At 68.5% G+C, this 19884-nt stretch carries 16 protein-coding genes; 5 read left to right on the forward strand and 11 right to left on the reverse strand.

The window, feature by feature from the left end:
* Nucleotides 1-9 precede the first annotated feature (9 nt).
* The 3 genes from gyrA to RN901_RS03660 form a co-directional block, all read right to left on the reverse strand.
* Nucleotides 10-2538 carry a DNA gyrase subunit A gene (gene gyrA / locus RN901_RS03650; RefSeq protein ID WP_310756048.1) on the reverse strand — a complete coding sequence of 843 codons (2529 nt, stop codon included), beginning with the start codon at nt 2536-2538 and terminating at the stop codon, nt 10-12.
* Between the two features lie 72 nt (nt 2539-2610).
* Nucleotides 2611-3042 carry a hypothetical protein gene (locus RN901_RS03655; protein WP_310756050.1) on the reverse strand — a complete coding sequence of 144 codons (432 nt, stop codon included), beginning with the start codon at nt 3040-3042 and terminating at the stop codon, nt 2611-2613.
* Between the two features lie 44 nt (nt 3043-3086).
* Entirely contained in the window at nt 3087-3332 is a 246-nt protein-coding gene (locus RN901_RS03660) for a zinc ribbon domain-containing protein (protein WP_310756052.1), read from the reverse strand.
* Nucleotides 3333-3487: 155 nt separating this feature from the next.
* On the opposite strand from RN901_RS03660, the gene RN901_RS03665 reads away from it, so the two are divergent.
* Nucleotides 3488-6310: a hypothetical protein gene (locus RN901_RS03665; RefSeq protein ID WP_310756054.1), complete on the forward strand. Its 2823-nt coding sequence runs from the start codon at nt 3488-3490 to the stop codon at nt 6308-6310.
* A 27-nt stretch (nt 6311-6337) separates the two neighbouring features.
* Here RN901_RS03665 and rho read toward each other — a convergent pair whose 3' ends face one another.
* Nucleotides 6338-7588 (reverse strand): transcription termination factor Rho, encoded by a 1251-nt coding sequence (gene rho, locus RN901_RS03670; RefSeq protein WP_310756056.1) that lies wholly within the window; start codon nt 7586-7588, stop codon nt 6338-6340.
* Between the two features lie 183 nt (nt 7589-7771).
* On the opposite strand from rho, the gene RN901_RS03675 reads away from it, so the two are divergent.
* Complete coding sequence (locus RN901_RS03675; RefSeq protein ID WP_310756058.1) at nt 7772-8125, forward strand: hypothetical protein; 354 nt, start codon at nt 7772-7774, stop codon at nt 8123-8125.
* 32 nt (nt 8126-8157) lie between these two features.
* Here the strand turns inward: RN901_RS03675 and RN901_RS03680 are convergent, their stop codons facing one another.
* Nucleotides 8158-9141, reverse strand: coding sequence for an MlaD family protein (locus tag RN901_RS03680; protein WP_310756060.1), 984 nt, complete (start codon nt 9139-9141; stop codon nt 8158-8160).
* Between the two features lie 157 nt (nt 9142-9298).
* On the opposite strand from RN901_RS03680, the gene RN901_RS03685 reads away from it, so the two are divergent.
* The 3 genes from RN901_RS03685 to RN901_RS03695 are packed head-to-tail and all read left to right on the forward strand — an operon-like array spanning nt 9299 to nt 11370.
* Nucleotides 9299-9673, forward strand: coding sequence for a single-stranded DNA-binding protein (locus RN901_RS03685; RefSeq protein ID WP_310756062.1), 375 nt, complete (start codon nt 9299-9301; stop codon nt 9671-9673).
* Nucleotides 9674-9678: 5 nt separating this feature from the next.
* Nucleotides 9679-10338, forward strand: a complete 660-nt coding sequence (locus RN901_RS03690; protein ID WP_310756064.1) for a CDP-alcohol phosphatidyltransferase family protein — start codon at nt 9679-9681, stop codon at nt 10336-10338.
* A 30-nt stretch (nt 10339-10368) separates the two neighbouring features.
* On the forward strand, nt 10369-11370 hold the full coding sequence (locus tag RN901_RS03695) for an NAD(P)/FAD-dependent oxidoreductase (RefSeq protein WP_310756066.1): 1002 nt from the start codon (nt 10369-10371) through the stop codon (nt 11368-11370).
* On the opposite strand, the gene RN901_RS03700 is transcribed toward RN901_RS03695, so the two are convergent.
* From RN901_RS03700 to RN901_RS03725, 6 genes are read right to left on the reverse strand one after another with little or no spacing between them, the layout of a single operon-like run.
* Entirely contained in the window at nt 11363-14257 is a 2895-nt protein-coding gene (locus tag RN901_RS03700) for an AAA family ATPase (RefSeq protein ID WP_310756068.1), read from the reverse strand. The two genes, RN901_RS03695 and RN901_RS03700, sit on opposite strands and share 8 nt — an antisense overlap.
* Nucleotides 14257-15405 (reverse strand): metallophosphoesterase, encoded by a 1149-nt coding sequence (locus RN901_RS03705; protein ID WP_310756239.1) that lies wholly within the window; start codon nt 15403-15405, stop codon nt 14257-14259. Before RN901_RS03705 ends, RN901_RS03700 begins: the two co-directional genes overlap by 1 nt.
* The gene (locus tag RN901_RS03710) at nt 15375-16535 is read right to left on the reverse strand and encodes a patatin-like phospholipase family protein (RefSeq protein ID WP_310756070.1); all 1161 of its coding nucleotides are present in this window, start codon (nt 16533-16535) and stop codon (nt 15375-15377) included. Before RN901_RS03710 ends, RN901_RS03705 begins: the two co-directional genes overlap by 31 nt.
* Nucleotides 16536-16548: 13 nt before the next feature.
* Nucleotides 16549-17058 (reverse strand): hypothetical protein, encoded by a 510-nt coding sequence (locus tag RN901_RS03715; RefSeq protein WP_310756072.1) that lies wholly within the window; start codon nt 17056-17058, stop codon nt 16549-16551.
* A 47-nt stretch (nt 17059-17105) separates the two neighbouring features.
* Nucleotides 17106-18317, reverse strand: coding sequence for an ABC transporter permease (locus RN901_RS03720; protein ID WP_310756074.1), 1212 nt, complete (start codon nt 18315-18317; stop codon nt 17106-17108).
* Nucleotides 18318-18327: 10 nt separating this feature from the next.
* Nucleotides 18328-19788, reverse strand: coding sequence for an efflux RND transporter periplasmic adaptor subunit (locus RN901_RS03725; protein ID WP_310756076.1), 1461 nt, complete (start codon nt 19786-19788; stop codon nt 18328-18330).
* Between the last annotated feature and the right edge of the window lie 96 nt (nt 19789-19884).

Below are 19884 nucleotides of genomic sequence, written 5' to 3' on the forward strand. Positions count from 1 at the left end.
CTAGCAGTCTCACGCTTCGAACTCGAACTCGGCCTGCGAATCCTCGCCATCCGAGGGTATTCCCCGGAGGGGATGCGCGCCGGTTTCCTCGCGGGGAGGAGATCCGGTGCGCGCACGGCGTCCCGAGTGCATCGGGTGCACAGCCTCGACCGCAACGCCGGCCGGCAGTCGCACGGCCGGGCGCCCGGCCTCGCGGGGAGAGCGGCGGATCACGCTGGCCGCCGGCGTCGCCTCTACGGATCCATCGGACAGTTCCCAGGCGACCTCGTCCGCGTCGTGCGCTTCTGTGAATCCCACGAGTCCGCCGGTCCGCTCTCGCTCCGGGAGGACGGTGAACCCCTTGCCCGCCCGCCCCTGGACCTTGAATTCCGTGAACGGGATGCGCTTGCCGTACCCGGCGGCGGTCGCCACCAGCAGATCGGAATCCGCGCGCGGCGCCGCCGCGGCGACGACGACATCGTCGCGTGCGAGATCGATGGCTTTGACGCCGCGCGCCGTCCGGCCCATCACGCGAGTGGCGGACTCCGGGAACCGGATCGCCTGGCCCGACCGCGTCGCGAACAGTAGGTCACTGCTCCCTTCGGTGACGAACGCGGCCACGACCTCGTCGCCGCGCGCGATGCCGGCACCGATGATGCCCGCGCTCCGGGCGTTCGCATACTCCGACAGCGCCGAACGCTTCACGTGACCCCGTCTCGTGGCGATCACGAGAAATCGGTCATCGGCGAAGGTCTCGGCCGCGAGCAGCGCGACGATCTCGTCTCCCAGCTCCAGGTCGATGAACTCTTCGACGTGGCGGCCCCGGGAACTCCGCGTGCCCCTCGGCAGCGCCGACACGGGTAGCGCATGCGCGTTGCCGCGGGCCGTGATGGCGAGGAGCGTATGCGCTCCCCGAGCCAGGAACGCGTGGCGCGCGAAGTCGCCTTCGCGCTCGGACAGCGCTTCGGCGCCCGCCATCCCCCCGCCGGTGGCGGCCGGCTGGGCCTTCACGTACCCGCCGCGGCTCACCAGCACCAGCTGCGCCTCGCCGCCGCCACCCTTCGACAGCCGGAACTCCGCGTCGCCATCGAGGATCTCCGTCCGCCTGGGGTCGTCGTAGCGTCGCGCGAGTTCCGCGATCTCCTCCCGCAGGAATCCGCGCCGGGACGCCTCGTCCTCCACCAGCGCGGTCAGGCGCGTGATCTCCTTCCGCAGCCCCCGCAGTTCCTCCGCCAGCTTGTCCCGCTCCAGACCCGTCAGCCGGACGAGCCTCATCGCAAGGATCGCATCCGCCTGCCGCTCCGTGAGGTCGAACGCCGCGAGGAGTTCCTTCTGCGCGTCCGCCGGGGTCTTCGAGCCGCGGATGATGTCGATGACGCGATCGATTTCATCGAGCGCCGCCCGGAGCCCCTCGACGACGTGCGCGCGGTCCCGGGCCCTCGCGAGGTCGTGCGCCGCGCCGCGGCGGATCACGGAGAGGCGATGGTCGATCCACGTGCCGAGCACCGCTCTCAGATCCAGCTCCTCGGGCTTGCCATCGACGAGCGCGAGCATGATCACGCCGAACGTGTAGCGGAGCTGCGTCTTCTTGAACAGGGTCGCGAGCACCTTCTTCGGCTTCGCGTCGCGCTTGAGTTCGATCACGAGCCGGATCCCGTCCCGATCGGACTCGTCGCGGAGGTCGGTGATCGCGTCGGCCCGCCCGGCGCGCACGAGCTTCGTGATCTGCTCGATGACGCGCGTCTTGTTCACCTGATAGGGAAGTTCCGTGACGATCAGCGAACTCTTCCCGAACCTGCCTTCCTCCAGGTGGACCCTCGCGCGCATGTCGAGCCGTCCGCGCCCGGTACGGTAGGCGGATTCGATGCCGGCCCGGCCCCAGATGTATCCGCCCGTCGGGAAGTCCGGCCCGGGCAGGCGGGCGAGCAGCTCTTCGCTGTCGCAATGCGGGTTCGCGACGAGGTGGTCGACTGCCGCGAGGAGCTCCCCGGCATTGTGCGGCGGGATCTTCGTCGCCATGCCGACCGCGATCCCGTCGCTGCCGTTCAGCAGTAGGTGCGGCAGCCGGCAGGGCAGGACCGCGGGTTCGGTCAGGCGCCCGTCGAAGTTGGGCCGCATGTCGACCGTGTCGCGCTCGATGTCGGCGAGGAGATCCATCGCGACCGGCGTCATCCGCACTTCCGTGTAGCGGTAGGCCGCAGCGGAATCGCCGTCGATCGAACCGAAGTTGCCCTGGCCGTCGATGAGCGGATAGCGCAGCGAAAAATCCTGGACCATGCGGACGATGGTGTCGTACACGGCGCCATCCCCATGCGGGTGATACCGGCCCAGCACGTCGCCCACGACCGTCGCGCTCTTCTTGTGCGGTCGCGAGGGGCGCATCCCCTCTTCCAGCATCGCGTACAGGATGCGGCGATGAACCGGCTTCAGGCCGTCGCGGGCATCGGGGAGCGCGCGCTGCACGATGACGCTCATCGAGTAGTCGATGAACGACTCGCGCATTTCCTGCTCCAGCGCGCGGCGCTCGATGCGTTCGTGCTGCAGGGTGCCTTGCGTCACAGCCGTGCCTCCTCTTCCACCTCAGCCATCCTCGTCATCATCATCACGCGCCGACCCCGGCCGGCGGGACCCCTACTCACACAGCAGGTCGGCCGTGGCGCGCTGCGCTTCGGACGGGGTCGCGGGCATGGCGATCACGAAGCCCCTGCGGTTCGCCGCATCGGGCAGATGGATCAGCATGGCACCCGCCGGGAACGGGTCCGGCGCGCGCGCCGCGAGTCCTTCCTCCGAAATCGTGAAGAGTCCCCCGGGCTCCAGGCTGGAAGCCAGCCACGCCCCATAGGAAAGCCACGCCGCCAGCGCCTCGCCGCCCCCCGTCACGCCTTCCACGTCCGACCGATAGCGTGCGACGGCACGCTCGTAGGCTTCGTCATCTCGCGTCTTCAACCGCAGGAGGAGTTGTCGGTAGAGGGGCTGTACGTCCTCGATCCCGTGCTCGGCCAGCGCCTGCGCGTAGGTTTCCGTCATCCCATCCTCTCCGTCCGCCTCGCCCATCCGTCTCACGGATCCACCGCGTTCAACGAACCCGGGGCGCCCGCCCGCAGGGATCAGTCGTTATGGCTCAGTTCGTACTCCCGCTGCGCTCGCGTGCGTTCGCTCCCGAGCTTCGCGTCGCGTTTCTTCGCCGCGGCGAGCGACCGTTCCTTGCGGGCATCGGAGTGGACCCGTGGGAGGGAGATGAGTCGGTCCAGCTCGGCACTCCCGCACGAAGCGCACGCGGGCGTCATCGAACCCCGCACGAGGAGTTCGAACTCGTGTGAACACTCGCGGCACCGGTACTCGTATATCGGCATGGATCCTCCAGTCGCGCGGCACTCCGCAGCATGCTTTTCCGCGGTCCCGCGGGCAAGTCGCCGTCGGTCTCGCCGAATCCCCCGCTTTGACAGACTCCGACCGCTTGTCGGATAATGCCGGTTCGCCACCCCGGTCCGTACCGAGAGAAGATTCCATGCCATACGCATCGCGCACATGCACCCCCTCGACGATCGCGCTCGCGCTGTTTGCGGCGGTACTCGCGCCGACAGCACCCCTCCATGCCCAGGACGGAGCGCCGGATGAAGACGCGGAGACCGTCATCAACGCCCCGGGGCACCCTCTGCTGCAGGGGTTCCGGTGGCGGTCCATCGGCCCGACGGGGCAGGGCGGCCGCGTCGATGACCTCGCGGTCCACCCCGGGGACACGCGGATCTTCTACGTCGGCTTCGCGACCGGCGGCCTTTGGAAGACGACGAACCACGGCACGACGTTCGAGTCGATCTTCGACAGCTATGAGACGCACTCCATCGGCGCCCTCGCCCTCGCGCCCTCGGATCCCGATGTCCTCTACGTGGGGACGGGCGAGGCGAACAACCGGCAGAGTTCGTCGTTCGGTTACGGTGTCTACAAGAGCACCGACGGCGGCGCCACGTTCGCGCACATGGGACTCCGGGAGACGCAGAGCATCGCGCGCGTCCTCGTCCATCCGACGAATCCGGACGTCGTGTGGGTGGCCGCGGTCGGCCATCTCTTCGGTCCCAACGCCGAGCGCGGCGTGTTCAAGTCCAGCGACGGGGGAGAGAGCTGGCGCCACGTGCTCGCGGTGGATGAGGACACCGGCGCGACGGATCTCGTCATGGATCCCTCGGATCCCGATGTCCTGTTCGCCTCCACCTATCAGCGTCGACGCACCGTGTGCTGTTTCGTCGGCGGCGGGCCGGGAAGCGGAATCTGGCGGTCCGGGGACGGCGGAGAGAGCTGGTCGCCCGTCGAGGGAGCCGGACTTCCCGCCGGCACGCTGGGCCGCATCGCGCTCGCCATGACGCCCGCCGATCCCGATGTCGTCTACGCGCAGATTGAAGTGGCCGCGGACCGCGAGTCGCCGCTGTCCGAGGAGGAGCAGGACGAATGGCGCAGGCTTGCGAGAGTCGATTCCCTCCCGCCCGACCCGCAATGGTCCGGGGTCTGGCGATCGGAGGACAAGGGCGGCACATGGGAGTTCCGGAGCAACGAGAACGGACGCCCCATGTACTTCAGCCAGATCCGCGTCTCCCCGGAGGATCCGGATCTCATCTATACGGTGGATCAGCGGGTGTCCAAGTCGCGCGACGGCGGCCGCACCTGGGAGGTGCTGAGCGGGTACGGCCACGTCGACCAGCACGCGTTCTGGATCGATCCGGCCGACCACGACCACCTCGTCATCGGCAACGATGGGGGGGTCGACGTGAGCTGGGACCAGGGGGAGACGTGGGAATCGCTGCGTCCGTGGGCCGTCGGGCAGCCCTACCACGCCTCCGTGGACATGCGACGCCCCTACTACGTGTGCACGGGTCTTCAGGACAACGGAAGCTGGTGCGGGCCGAGTTCCGTGCGCTCGGGGCCGATCCTGTCGCAGGACTGGTACCGGGTCGGCGGCGGGGACGGGTTCTACACGCAGGTGGACCCGACGGACCCGGCGATCGTGTTCGTCGAGTCGCAGAACGGGCGCCTCCGGCGCGTGGATCTGCGCGAGGGCGTCTCGCGCCCCATCACGCCCCGGGTTCCGGATGAAGAGGACCCGTTGGACACCAACATCGCCCCGGTGCCGTCGACCGACACCGGGATCCGGTGGAACTGGAACACGCCGTTCCTCCTCTCCCCCCACAACCCGCGCATCCTGCACGCGGGCGGCAACCGGTTCTTCACGTCGCGCGACCGTGGAGAGACGTGGACGATGGGTCCGGATCTCACGAAGGACGTGGATCGGGACGTCGAAGTCGTGATGGGGGTGGCCAACGGCATCCCGCGCTGCTCCCAGTTCGAGCGTGGAACGGAGTGCACGCTGTCGCGAAACGACGGCGTCTCGATGTGGGGCAGCATGACGTCCATCGCCGAGTCCCCCATCGTCCCGGGCCTGCTCTGGGCCGGGACCGACGACGGCAACATCCAGGTGAGCCGCGACGGCGGGGCGACCTGGACGGAGGTCAGCCGCAACCTCCCCGGAGGTACGACGCGGCATTACGTGTCCCGCGTGGAAGCCTCGCATGTCGACGCGGCGACCGCGTTCGTCTCGGTCGACGGGCACAAGAACGACGACCTGCGCCCCTACGTGTACGTGACGCGCGACTACGGCGCGACGTGGGAGGACATCACGTCGAATCTGCCCTCGTTCGGAAACGTGAACACGGTTCGGCAGGACCCGCGGAATCCCCGTCTCCTCTACGCCGGCACGGAGTTCGGCTTCCACGTCTCGTTCGATGAGGGCGGCACGTGGCACGATTTCATGCCGGATCTGCCCGTGGTCCGGATCGACGACGTGCTCGTCCACCCCCGCGAGAACGATCTCGTGCTCGCGACACACGGCCGCAGCGTTTACGTCCTCGACGACGTCACGGCCCTCCAGGCGATGACCGACAGCGTCCTGGCGAGCGATGCACACCTCTTCGACCCGCGTCCCGCCGTCCTCTGGAAGAACGATATCCGGCGCAGCCGCTCCGTCACCGGCGACAAGAACTGGACGGGCGAGAGCGCCCCCGCCGGAACAATGATCCAGTACTACCTGGGCTCTCCGGCCGAGGTGTCCATCGAGGTCTCGGAACTCGCCACGGGGAGAGTCGTGCGCGAACTCGAGGGGACCGGCCAGCCGGGCCTGAACCGCGTGGTCTGGGATCTGCGCACAAACCCGGGCCTCCAGAGTCAGGGCGGGGCCGGGCTGCCCGTGTCCCCGGGCACGTACCGCGTGACGCTGAAAGTGGGAGAGGCCGCGCAGTCGGCGCTGCTGGAGGTGCTGGAAGACCGCTGGCTGGAGACGCCGTGAGCCGACGCCCGTGAGCCGCCGGATCGGCTATCCGCCCGCCATCGAGTCGAGGAACTCCTGGTTCGTGTCCGTTCGCTGCAGCCGCTCGATCATGAACTGAATCGCCTCGGCCGGCGGCATGTCGGAGAGGAAGTTCCGCAGCAGGTACATCCGGTTGAGTTCGACCTCGTTCAGGAGGAGTTCCTCCTTGCGCGTGCTCGAGCGGTTGAGGTCGATCGCGGGATAGATCCGCTTGTCGGAGATCTGGCGGTCCAGCAGGACTTCGCTGTTCCCCGTGCCCTTGAATTCCTCGAAGATGACCTCGTCCATCCGGCTGCCCGTCTCGATCAGGGCCGTCGCGATGATCGTGAGGCTGCCTCCCTCTTCGATGTTTCGCGCCGCGCCAAAGAAGCGCTTGGGCCTGTGGAGCGCGTTCGCGTCCACGCCGCCGGACAGGATCTTGCCCGAGTGGGGGACCGTCGTGTTGTAGGCGCGCGCGAGGCGCGTGACCGAATCGAGGAGGATCACGACATCGTGCTGGTATTCGACCAGCCGCTTGGCCTTCTCGATCACCATCTCCGCGACCTGCGTGTGGCGGTCCGCCGGTTCATCGAACGTGGATGAGATGATCTCGGCCGGAACATTCTCCTCCATGTCCGTGACCTCTTCGGGTCGCTCGTCGATGAGGAGCACGATCACCTTCGCGTCCGGTTGGTTCTCGACGATCGCGTTCGCGATCTTCTGCAGAAGGATCGTCTTTCCGGCCTTGGGCGGAGAAACGATGAGGCTGCGCTGCCCCTTACCGATCGGCGCGATGAGGTCGAGAATCCGCATCGACACGTCGCCGTCTTCCTGCTCGAGGACGAGCCGTTCCTCCGGATAGCGCGGCCGGAGGTTGTCGAACGCGATCCGGTGCTTCGCCTTGTCCGGATCCACGCCGTTCAGCGTCTCCACCTTCAGCAGGGCGAGGTAGCGCTCTCCCTCCTTCGGCGGCCGCACGCGGCCCTGGATGGTGTCCCCCGTCCGCATGTCGAAGCGCTTGATCTGCGACGGGGAGACGTAGATGTCGTCCGGGCCGTACAGGTAGTTCCAGTCCTGGCTCCGCAGAAAGCCGTAGCCCTCCGGCAGAATCTCGAGGACGCCCTCGCCCCGGAGGACGATGTCGGAATCGAGGAGATTCTGCTCGATCCGAAAGATCAGGTCCTGTTTTCGAAGGCCCGAGAAGTTGTGGATGTCGAGTTCTTCGGCCATGTCATGAAGTTCGCCGATCGACTTCGACTTGAGTTCGGCGATGTCCATCGCCTTCCTCCGGAAGAGAGTGAGCCGGGCTGCAGCCATGCCGCGTGCGGCACGGTCGGTTCGTGAGGTGTCCTGCTTGCGGCCGGGGGATGTGGTCCGAGGTGGACCCACCGACCATAATGGTGCCGCCGGGCACGGTCAAGGCGACCGCGCCGCAACCGTAACTGCGACCTCGAGCGCCGGATGGCCAGACACAATCGCGAAGGAAGAGGACTCGACCAGCTCGGCAATCTCTGGCGGATAAGCTATCAGCCCGACTGGTTCCGTTTGTTGAAGCTGTCGCGGCCGGTGCCCGGCGGACGCCGCTCCTCCCGCACGCTGTGCCGCAACCCGGCGCGCACGGCGGACGCGGAACCGGGCCGGTCCGTGCGGACGCGGATCACGGCCGCGGATGGGTCCGTCGATGTGGCGGTTTCCATCGAAGACCGCGACCAGGTCGTCGACCACGTCATCATCGGAATTCGGCGAAAGCGCGGCAGAAAGACGGAACTGCTCAAGTTCGCCGTCCACGGCGGCCTTCCGAAGCGCAGGATCTGAGCCGCCGGCCCGGACCGACAGTCCACGGACTGCTAGAAGACGCGGATGCGTAGCCAGCGCGACGGGTTGTAACCGAGATCTTCCGCCAACTCGGCGACCGCGGAGCGCAAGGCGGCGAGTTGACGTCTGATCTCTCCATCCACCAGAGCCCGGCCAGCGGTTCCTTCGCCGCGCTCCAGCCGCTCGGCGATCGCCGAGAGTCGCGACATCACCGCGTCCAGCGTTTCGAGCGTCGTTTCGACATTGCCGCTGGCGCTCTCGAGTTGGGGCGCCGCCTCCCAGGCCGCGAACCGTTCCTGCACGCGGCGCGCGGCCGCGCTCACGAGCGTGTCCGTCGCGAGCCGAACGAGCGAGGAGCGCGGGATCTCTCGCTGAAGCAGTTCCTCCAGCAACTCGAGACTGCTTTGCAGTCCGGCCAGCGTGCCCGGATCCTCGCGAAAGCGGGCGAGCGAGCCCTGATCCGAACCGAGCATGTCCCGCGCCTCGGAGGCGTCGACTTCGAGCGTGCGCACCGCTTGCAGCAGCGAATCCGCCAGCTCCATGACCGTCTCCGGTTCGATCGGCGGACCGGAAGCGCGCAGCGTGTCCGCGTAATTCCAGGCGGGAGCGGAGCCCGTACCGGGGTTCACTGAGAGGACGACGGGCGCCACGAGATCCGACGGTCGCACGTCGGCGGTGGCATCCGCCCGCAGGATGGGCTCGGCGACCCGGTCGATGACGGCGCCGATGACGACGTGGCTCTCGAACGGCCCATCGCGGTCGCTCGCTTCGGGAGGCTGGAAGGAGATCGACAGCACCCGCCCCACCGGCCTCCCGGCTACCCAGACCGCTGAGCCCGGCCCGAGCCCCTCCGCCGAATGGGCCAGCGCCGTGATTCGCGGGCCCTCGAGCGTCGCGCGGACGATGAGTTCGATGACGGAGATCGTCGCGGAAAGGACGACGGCGACGGCAATCACGATCAGGCCCCGCCGGGCCCGGGTGCGCGAAACGTGGGGAGGGAGGTCGGTCCGGATCATCCCTGAGCAGACCCTCTTCCCGCTGCGGCGTCAAGGCGGGACCGGCCACCTGCGGCGGTGGAGGAGGTGCCGTTGGAAGCCTCCGCTTCGGATCGGAGATTTGCGTCCCTCGCTGCGCCCAGCGGCGCCCATCCACGCATCACAAAGGAGAGAAATCATGTCGCGAACCGTGAACCGGGTCATTCTCGTCGGAAACGCCGGCAGCGACCCCGATGTGCGCGAGACCGCTTCCGGCACCGCCGTCGCCCATCTGTCGCTCGCGACCAACCGCGTGTTCCGCAAGAACGGGGAGACCCAGCGTCGCACCGATTGGCACCGGCTCACATTCTGGCGCCGCCAGGCGGAGACCGTCGGCGAATACGTGCAAAAAGGCTCGCGCCTCTACGTCGAGGGCCACCTCGAGTACGGATCGTTCGAGCGCGACGGAATCGCGATCCCCACCGTGGACGTGGTCGTGGAAGACATGGTGATGCTGGACCCCCGACCGGACAGCGGCGATACGGCAGCCGACAGCGCCGAGCTTCCACAGTAGCGCTCGTGCATCGCGCCGCATTCGGCGAGCCGTCGGCGACGCTCGCCGGGGCACTGGAGACCCGCCCCAGGAACGTGCATCTTCCCGTGCGTGGGGCGGGTCCGTCGACCAGGTCGAAGCGGAGGAGTCAGATACAGACACACGATCCGGGGTTTCTCACCCTGTCGAATCTCCTGTCCCTGAGCCGCATACCGCTCGGCCTCGCCTTCATCGTGGTCTCGGACCCCCGAATGATGGCCGTGCTCGTGGCCACGGCGGGCGCAACGGATGTCCTCGATGGGTTCATCGCCCGGGTAAGCGGGACGCGCTCGCAGGTCGGACTCCTGCTCGACCCGCTCTGTGACAAGCTCTTTGTCCTGCTGGCGCTCTCCGGCTTCCTGGCGGCGGGCGGCCTCGACGGGGTGTCGTTCCTGATCCTGATCCTCCGGGACCTCTATACCGCGGGGTGCTATCTCCTCGCCCGGCTTGTCTCCATCATCATCCCCTTCAAGCCCCGGTGGCCGGGGAAAATCGCCACCGGTCTGCAGTTTCTTACGCTCCTCGCCCTCATTTTCAACCCTCGGTATGTTCCCGCACTCGTGTTGCTCGTCGGCGTCACGTCGGCCTGGGCGATCATCGATTACGGAACGCACTGCCTCCGGCGGAAGTGGAAAAGCGCGACCTGACCATCCCCGGATGGCTTGAACGGCTTGGGTGTGGAAAAAGAAACAGTCGACATCACCATCATCGGAGGCGGTCCGACCGGCCTGTACGGGTCGTTCTACGCCGGCATGCGCGGCGTCTCGGCCCGCATCATTGATGTGCTTCCCGAACTCGGGGGTCAGCTGACGGCGCTGTACCCCGAGAAGGATGTATTCGACGTCGCCGGTTTCCCCCGGGTGCTCGCCAAGGATCTGGCGCGGGAACTCGTCACGCAGGGCCTGCAGTTCGACGCGGAGGTCTGCCTCGAGGAGCGCGTCCTCGAACTCAATCCGGGAAACGGCTGCTTCGATCTTCACACGGACAAAGGGCCGCGGCCCACGCGCACCGTCGTCATTGCGGGGGGGAAGGGTGCCTTCAAGAGCCGGACGCTACGCGTGCCGGGGTGGGATGAGTTCCTGAACCGGGGCCTCGCGACGAACGTGAAGGACCCTGAGACGTTCCGCGGGAAACGCGTCCTCCTTGTCGGCGGGGGCGACTCCGCCTTCGACTGGAGCTGGGGGCTGCGGAACATCGCCGGCGAACTCACGCATATCCACCGGTCCGACCGCTATCGGGCTCACGAGAGCACGGTCGCCCAGGTCGAAGGAGCGCATGAACGGGGCGAACTGCGGCTCCGAACCTTCCACGCCGTTACGGAGATTCACGGCGGCGAGCGGGTGGAGGCCGCGACGATCCAACACACGAAGACGAAGGAGACGGCGCGCCTCGAAGTGGACGAGATCGTCGCCCTGATCGGGTTCGTGCCGAACATCGGGCCGATCGCGGAATGGGGGCTCGAGTTGCGGAAGAGGTGCATCGTGGTGGACTCGCGCATGCGCACGAACATCCCCGGCGTCTATGCGGCGGGGGACATCGCCACCTACGACGGGAAGCTGGAATTGATCTCGACCGGTTTCGGCGAGGCCGCGATCGCCGTGAACAACGCGGTCCACCACATCGACCCCACCGCGAAGGTGAACCCGGGCCACTCTACGGACTACGAGGTCTTCAAGTAGCGGCAGCCAGACCGTTTCCTGCGTTCTCGATCCGCCTCCCGGCGAGTTCGATGAGGCGGGCGTCGGGTCCCGTGAGATTCTCCCTTGCCCAGTCCCGCACGTCATCCTCGTGCGTGAAGAGGATGACTTGGGTCGAGCGCGCGAGCGCACGCAGCGTCCGCAGCACCGCCTGTTTCCGCACCGCGTCGGAAGCACCGACGACATCATCGAGGATGAGGGGACAGGTCTCGCCTTCGCGCGTGAGATGCCGTGAGAGCGCGAACCTGAGCAGCAGGTAGATCTGCTCCGCCGTGCCATGGGAGAGCAGTTCGGCGGCACGCCAGCGCCCCCCCGGCGTCCTGACCTGGACGAGCAGGTTTTCCGGGTCGATTCGGCACCCGGTGTAGCGGCCGTCCGTCACCGCGGGCAGCCACTCGAGCACCGTCTGCGTCAGAATGGGCGCGATGTCGCGCAGCACCCGCTCCTGCGCCTCTTCGAGGAATCCGATCGTGCAGTCCAGCGTGTCCTTCAGACGCGCGATCCTCGCCTGTTCCCGTTCGGCCGCCGCCAGCGCGTCCTCCGCGTCCGCGACGCTGGGGAGATGGTGTTCACGTTCGGTGAGCTGGCCGCCTGCGCGCAGCACCTCCTCGCGCGCCGCCTCCGCCTCCCGCCTCAGGTCTTCCAGCGTATCCTCGGTGGGCCGCCCGGCCCGATCTTCGTCGAAGACGTCCGCCCCGAGCCGGTCGACGAGCCGGTCGGCCCGGCGACGCAGGTGCTCCACATCGTCCGCGAAATCCTCCAGCGTCCGCTCGCCAAGCAGTTGTTGCAGGCGATCCCATGATTCGCTGCGTTCGCCGGCTTCCTCGAGCACCCGCTCACGGCCGGCGCGCCATTGTTCCAGCGCGGCTGCCAGATCCTCGGGGTCTTCGGCGGTCACCCCGACCCGCGCGCCGGCTTCGCGCAGCTTGATCGCGGCGTCGGCGGCGCGTTCCGACCGATGCGCGTGCCGCGTCTCCGCCGCCAGGCGCCGAGCCCGCTCGTCGCTCCACTTTCGACGCCGCTCGGCGGTCCGCCGTTCGAGTTCGCCCAATTCGCCCCGTGTGATGCCTGCGGCCCTCATGTCCCCAAGCGGGTTTTCGGCCGCGTCCGCGGTGAGGGCGTCGGCCCCGTCGCGCAGCCGTTCCGTCTCGGCGACAAGTGCGTCGAAAGATGCGCCGGCCAGCAGCCCCTGAAGCTCGTCCCATTGGGAGCCGAGTTGCGCGGCCTTCTCTCTTCCGGCCTGCCGGGATTCCAGCCGGCGGCGCAGCGACTCCGCGAGCGCGTCCGGTTCCAGTGAGGCCGCGTCCTCCCGGCCGGCGAATTCACGAAGGCGGCCGATCGCGTCGCACCGGGTCCGAAGTTCGGCCTCGTACCGCTCGCGGGCCGAGCGTCCGGTCTCCAGTTCGCGCCGGAGACTGTCGTGGCGCACGTCCAGGGCGAGCGAAATCTCCGAACGGTCGGCGCGTGTTCTCGCGAATCGATGTGACAGGATGCCTCCCGCCCCGACGACGAACAGGATCAGTCCCGTCGAGCGCGAGTCGGGCGCCAGCAGCGCGAGCGCGAGGCCTCCGACCGCCGCGACCGCCGAAAAGGCGAGCCACGCGGCGGTTCGCGCGGGCATGCGTTCCGCGACAGGCGCCCGCCGCCTCGCGTCGAGTTCGGCCAGTTCTTCCTCGAGCTCCTCCAAGCTCCGGCTGGCCGGCGCTTCAACCTCGGAAAGCGACTCCCAGACGCGGAGCGCGTCACGGATCTCCCCGGTTCGCGCGTCCTCCTCCGGGGAAACCCGGGGGCCGCCCTCCGGAAATAGCGCCTGCAGCTCACGCGCACTGGCGAGGCGAGCTTCGGCTTCCGTGGCGGCGGCCTCCGCGACGACCGCCCGCGCGGCCGCAAGCTCCGCATCTGCCGCCTCGATCCTCTCCCCGATCTCGCCCGCCGAGGGCCCCGTCAGATCCACCGAAGCGGGAAGATTGCGCCATGTCGTGAGCGCTTCGGTGACCGCCCGCGTGAGCCCGCCACCCTCGGGGACCGGGTGCGGCGCTCCCTCCGGGAACTCCTCGTGCAGCGCCCGCGCCTCGCGCAGTCGCTCCGCGAGCGCCTCCGCCTCCACTTTCGCGAGGGCGGCCTCCACCGCCTCCACGCGCCGCCGGGCTTCCCTCGCCGCTTGCTCCAGCGTTTCGACCTCGGCGCGACGCTCCAGAAAATCGCGGTGCGCCTCGCGGGCCGTCTCCAGGGCCTCGCGCGCCTCCGCCACCCGCCGTGCGGTCGTCATGAGCGGCTTCGTCGGAGCCCGGGTCGATCCGACGCGTTCCCGGAGAACCTCCTCGAGCCGTTGCAGCGCGGCCGCCGCCGTCTGGTCCACGCCCGCCGTCGCCGCCGCACGCTGCATGTCCTCCTGCAGCGATTCGGGATCGTCGCGGACCTTGAGAATGTCCGCCTGACGCACACAGGCGGTGGCGAGAAACGAGCGGCGGTTCAGACCCAGCCACCGCGAGCCGTCCGGCGCCCCGTCGTACAGGATCTCGCCCGAGTAGTCCCGTCCCGCGACGCTCGTGTCCTCCGCCGAACTCTCGATCCTTCCCGCGAGATCGTGCCGCAACTCCACGTGCCGTCCGTCTTCGAGCGCGACGATGGCTCCGATCTCCCACTCGTCGCCGTCCCACGGCTTGTGGCGCGCCGCGAACCGCTTCTCCTCCTTCCGCATCGCCCCCTTGCCGCGCCGCATGCCGCAGAGCCCGGCGTACAGCGCCGCGTGCCAGGACGACTTTCCCGCCTCGTTGCGGCCGAAGACGACGTTCATTCCCGGCGCCAGTTCCAGCGTCTCATCCCGGAAGGGACCGAACCGGTGGGCCGTCACGGACTCGAAGCGCATCACAGCACCTCGAGGTCGTCGCGGCCGTCGAGCGCCCGGAGTCCCATCCGCAGGACACGGCGCTTCTCATCGTCCGCCAACTCCGCCCCGAGCACATCCTCGACGAACCGTCCGCGCACCGTGGGCTCCCCGCGGATCTCTTCGAGGTCGTACGCGAGGTGCAGTTCGGATTTTCGGATCTGCACGGCGTCGAACGTTTCGAGCAGCTGTTCGCGGATCGTGTCCTCCTGCAGATCGAGCGACGGCTCCAGGTCGCCGCACACCGTGAGGCGCGCGAGTCCCGCGAGGCTCTCCGCCTTCTCGCGCAGCGAGTCCCGAATCTGCTGGCGACTCGTGAGGCCCGTGACATCGAGCCGCAGGTCATGAACCGGGGTGACCGCCACGACGTGGCGCTCGCACGCGACCCCGCCCTCCGCGTCGATCGTCGCCACGACGGGTCCGCGCTCCCCCTCCTCCCCGAACTGCAGAGGGTCGGGGTTGCCCGGATAGGTGTGATGGGCGCCGTCCGCCGGCCGGTGATAGTGGCCGAGAAACGCGTGATGCAGCCCGCTGTCCGGGATTTCGGCGGTCTCGAAGGGGGCATGCGGCGCCTTCCCCTCGCCCTGTGCCGCGAGCCACGACCGTTCCGCTCCGTGAAAGAGCGCCACGTGCGCCCCCGTCCCGGAGACGCGGAAGCCGTCCCCGAGGAAGTTGTCCGTGTTGGCGGGAGCGCAGTGCGCGGCCCCCCACAGCGTGATGCCGGGCGCGAGGGAGACCGCCTGCAGCGCCGCATCCCGAAAGATGTGGACGTTCCCGCTCCAGCCCCCCGTCGCGTAGACGCTCGTCGGCCCGTACCAGTCGTGATTGCCGGGCGCGATGTAGACCGGCACCGGGTCGAGCGAGGCGAAGGTCTGCCGCAGGAAGTCCGCCGTGTCGAGCGTGACGCGATCGTGCTCGTACAGGTCGCCTCCGCAGAAGAGCGCGTCCGCGTCGGTCGAGCGCACGAGTTCCACGATCGCGAGCAGGGTGTCGCGCAGCGCCTCGCGCCGCCGCCGAGCGACGTCACCCGTCGCCTCGCACCACGCGAACGGGGAGTCGAGGTGGAGGTCGGCGAAGTGGACGATCGTCCGTTGCGCAGTCAGGTGAGGAACGCCTCGATCCGGCCCCAGTTCGCCTCCGCGTCGGAGGCTCCCAGTTCCACGAGCGCCCGGATGTACTCGCTCTCGAACAGGAGATAACTCAGGAAGTCGGCAGTCTTGATGTCCGGGGTCCCCAGGCCTCGCACGAGAAACCTCAGCGCGGGAGGAAGTTCGATCTCGAAGTCGCGGGCCAGTTTCCCGATGTCCCGGGAGGGTCTCAGGATGAGCAGGTCGACGCGGCGCAGACCCTGGCTCTCGGATACCTCGCGGGGGAGTCGGTCGACGAGGAGGTTGATCCGGCGCAGCGCGGCCGCGTCCCAGTCCAGCGTGTCGAGAAAGACCGAGTTCAGCAGCAGGCCCAGAACCCTCGCCGGCGGTGGATATCCGGTCGTGTCCGGCGCCCGCGCCTCCAGTTCCGACCGCCGGTAACGGGCCGAGATCGTGAAGATGCGGTCCGCTCCCATGTGAATCGCGGGCGCCAAGGGCGCCGCGGTGCGGAAGCTTCCGTCTCCGTAATACTGCTGCCCGAGTTTGACGGCCGGGAACACGAGCGGGATCGACGCGGAGGCCAGGATGTGGTCCACCGAAATGTTCGTCCGCACGAGTCGGTAGTGTGAGCTCGCGGGCCTGGGCGCCGACTGTGGGTCCCCTTGTACGAAGAGGACGGTGCGTCCCGTCTGGTACGACATCGCGGTGAGCCCCACCGCCTCGAGGTCCCCCGCCCCGATCCGGGTCCCGATCTCTCCGCGGTCGACGTCGCGTTCGATGAACTCCCGCAGCGGCGACGTGTCGACGAGGCTCCGGAAACGGGGGCTCAGCCCGGTTCCGCCGCCCAGAAGGGATCCCCCCAGTCGTACGCCTACCTTGAGCAGGGAAGCGGGGTTGGTGCGCAGCACTTCCTCGGTTGTGAGCGAGAGCCAGCGGCGCTTCAGCGCCTGTGTCGCGCCGCGCAGGTTTCCGTCGTAGGCGGCGAGAAAGCCCACGTTGATCGCGCCCGCCGAGACACCGGTGAGGAGGGGGACCCGAAGCTCGGGCAGCCGCCTGCCGACATAGCTCAGCACGCCGGTCTGGTAGGCGGCCCTCGCGCCGCCACCCGAGAGGGCGAAGGCCAGCTTCCCCCGCGCGGCGCCGGAAGCGCCACTCCCAGGGGCCCCGGTCACGCCGGTCCCCGGGTCAGGACCGTCCGCCGGGGCGGCCCAGGAGTTGCCGGTGCCATGAACGGGCGACGGGCCGCTCCAGTTCGCCCGCCCGCAGTGCCGCCAGCGTGTCGATGGTGGGATCGAAGACGGGGGTCGCCTCGCCGATCGCCCCCGTCGTCGCCCGCGCCCGGAACTCCCCCCGCGCGCAACTCTCGATCGCGCCGGACTCGTTCCGGTAGAACACGCGCGTGCTGTCGAGCAGCGAGCAACCCAGGCGTTCCTCGAGCGCGCCGAGCCGCCGGGCCATCGCGTCGATCGAGCACCCGGACGCGGGCGCCGACGCTTCGTCCACGGCGACGACCGCGAACCGGTCCTCGACCCACTCCACGCCCGCCCGGAGTGCCGCCCCATGCGCGGTCCAGATATCGACGAACGCGCGCAGGTCGACCATCAGCGCCTCGCGCTCCTCGGGAGTCAGCGGACGATCCGTCCCGTAGATCCAGACGCGGGCGGAGTCCGGAAGGGATGTCAGCGGAACACTCATGCCCGGACCATACGTCGGCCCGCGACGTCCCGCCAATCGACCTGGGGCTATTCGTACCGCAGCGCCACGATCGGATCGAGCCGGGCCGCGCGCCGGGCGGGCCAGAGGCCGAAGAACATGCCCACCGCGGCGGCGAACACCACGGCGAGGCCGATGGCCTGCGGCGCGATGGCCATCGTCCAGCCCGCCGACCGCGAGAGCATTTCCGCCGCGCCGTAGGCGAACGCGACTCCGAGGATGCCGCCCGTCATGCAGAGGGTCGTGGCTTCGAGCAGGAACTGGAGCAGGATTGCGCTCCGCGTGGCGCCGAGCGCCTTGCGCACGCCGATCTCCTTCGTCCGCTCCGTGACCGACACCAGCATGATGTTCATGATCCCGATGCCCCCGACGAGGAGGCTCACCGCGGCGATCCCGGCGAGCAGCATCGTGAACGTCTGCGTCGTCTCCTGCGCCATTTCGAGGAACTGCACGCTGTCCGAGATCCAGAAGTCGTTCTCCCGCCCCAGGGGAAGGCGGTGCTCGCGCCGGAGCACTTCCTCGATCTGCACCATCGCGACCGGGATTGCCGCCTCGCTCTCGACGACGACCTTGAACTGGCTCACGCGGTCCGTCCCGAGCAGCCGGAACTGCGCCGTCTCCAGCGGGACGAAGATCTGCTCATCCTGGTTGAACCAGCCCGATCCGCCCTTTTCCTCCAGCACTCCCACGACTTCGAAGGAGATGTTCCGGATCGAGATTGTCCGGCCGACGAGTTCCGCGGTTTCCGAGTTCAGTACCGCCGGGACCGCGCCCCCGAGCACGGCCACGCGCCGTCGGCCGCGGTTCTCGGACTCATCGAAGAAGCGGCCGAGTTCGAGCGTGTGATTTTCGACCTCCACGTAGTTCGGCGTCGTGCCGAGAATCCGGACGCTCGCGTTGTTGCGCCCGAACTGGACCTGCAACTGTCCCTGCATCTCCGGCGCGACCCCCAGCAGAGCCGGGGCCCCCCGCTGCACCGCCTCGACGTCTTCGGTCGTCAACCGGGCGTTCGACCCGCCGCGCACGCCGCGGAACATCCCCTGCCCGGGCCGAACCGTGAGCACGTTGGTGCCGAGCGACTCGATCTGGTTCTCGACCTGCTGCTGAGCCCCCTCTCCGAGGGCCACCATGGTGATCACGGCCCCGACCCCGATCACGATCCCGAGCATGGTCAGGAACGAGCGCAGCTTGTTGGCGCGGATCGCATCCATCGCGACCCGTAGAATCTCGAAGAAGATCATCGAACCCCCATCACCTGCCTCCGATGCCCGGCAGGGACGTCCGGCTGCGGATCCGGTCCAGGAACTCCTGCTGCGCGATGAGCGAAGTGGGGACGGCGACGATCTCCTCGCCTTCCTCGAGCCCGCGGACGATCTGCGTGTGATCGAAGTCGCTGAGGCCGATCATGACCGGCTTCAAGTCGAGGAGGCCGCTCGCGTCGTACCTGAACACGAATGCCGGGCGGGGCTCGTCGGGCCGCCGCGCCGGGCCGCCCCGGCCGCCCCCTCCCTGGTTCCGGAACTGCTGCATCACCCGACGTCGCTCGTCATCGGACATGTTCTGGAAGACGCGCATCCGCTCCTCCTGCGACATCGACTGGAATTCCGACATCGGAACCCCGCCGATCATCGGCTCCTCCTCGCCCTCCGCCGGTCCATCGCCTTCCGCCGCGCCCTCTGGCCGATCCTGGCTCTGGAAGTCGCGCAGCAGCGCGTTGACATCGGCGTCGATCTCGAGAGCCCGGACGATCTGGACGGCCTCCTGCTGGGACTTGATCCCGCTGTTCGCCACTGCCAGCACGTCCTCCTGGCGCCCGATCACGACTTCGACGTCCGCGTTCATCCCCGGCCGCAGCAGATCCTCCTCATTGGAGATGCGCGTGAGCACGGCGAACATGGTCACGTTCTGCTCGACGACCGCCTGCGGTTCGATCTTGAGGACGGAGCCCCTGAAGGTCCGGGTGGGATACGCTTCCACGGTGATGTCCGCCGGCAGTCCCGGCTGGAGCCGGCCGATGTCCGTCTCGTCGACGAGCATGCGCACCTGGACCTCGGTGAGATCCGCCATCCGCATCAGCACGGTGCCGCCCGTGAGGTCGCGCGTCCCCGTGACGACCTGCCCCTGCTCCACCGTCCGCTCCACGACGGTTCCGGTGATCGGGGCACGGAGCGTCACGTCGTCCAGCTTGTCCCTGGCGAGTTCGAGGTTCGTCTGCGCCCGCACGAGGGATGCCCGCGCGTTCGCCGCCGAGAGGATCGCGTTCTCCAGTTCCTCCGAGGTCACGATGTCGGACTCGTGAAGCGCCTCGACCCGCTCGAGCTGGCGCCCCGCGACATCGTTCTGCGCCTCCGCGACGTCGAGGTCGGCCTGGGCCTGAGCGAACGCGTTGTTCACATCGCGCGGGTCGATCCGCACGAGTAGCGTCCCCTGTTCGACGTTGTCCCCGAGTTCGACGGGCAGTTCGAGGACCTCGCCGCCCGCCTGCGACTTGACCTCGATCACGCGGATCGGTTCGACCGTCCCCGTCGCCTCGACGCTGGACACGATGGTCTGGCGCCCGGCCGTCAGCGTCTGGAGCGTCTGTTCCGGTTCGTTGGCCTCGCCGGTCGCACAGCCGGCGGCCGCGAGCCCGAGCGCGGTGATGACCATCGTGTGGCCGGTGGGGCCGCCTCGCGGGAGGAAGCGACGCCGGTTTCGTTCGAATATGGACATCGGAATCTCGTCTCGTGTCGGGTCCTTGAACGGACTATCGGGGCGCCGAAATCGGGCCGCCATAGCACGCTGAGAGGACACCCCGCGCGAGTCCGA

It is taken from the genome of Candidatus Palauibacter soopunensis, from assembly GCF_947581735.1.
GTDB lineage: Bacteria > Gemmatimonadota > Gemmatimonadetes > Palauibacterales > Palauibacteraceae > Palauibacter > Palauibacter soopunensis.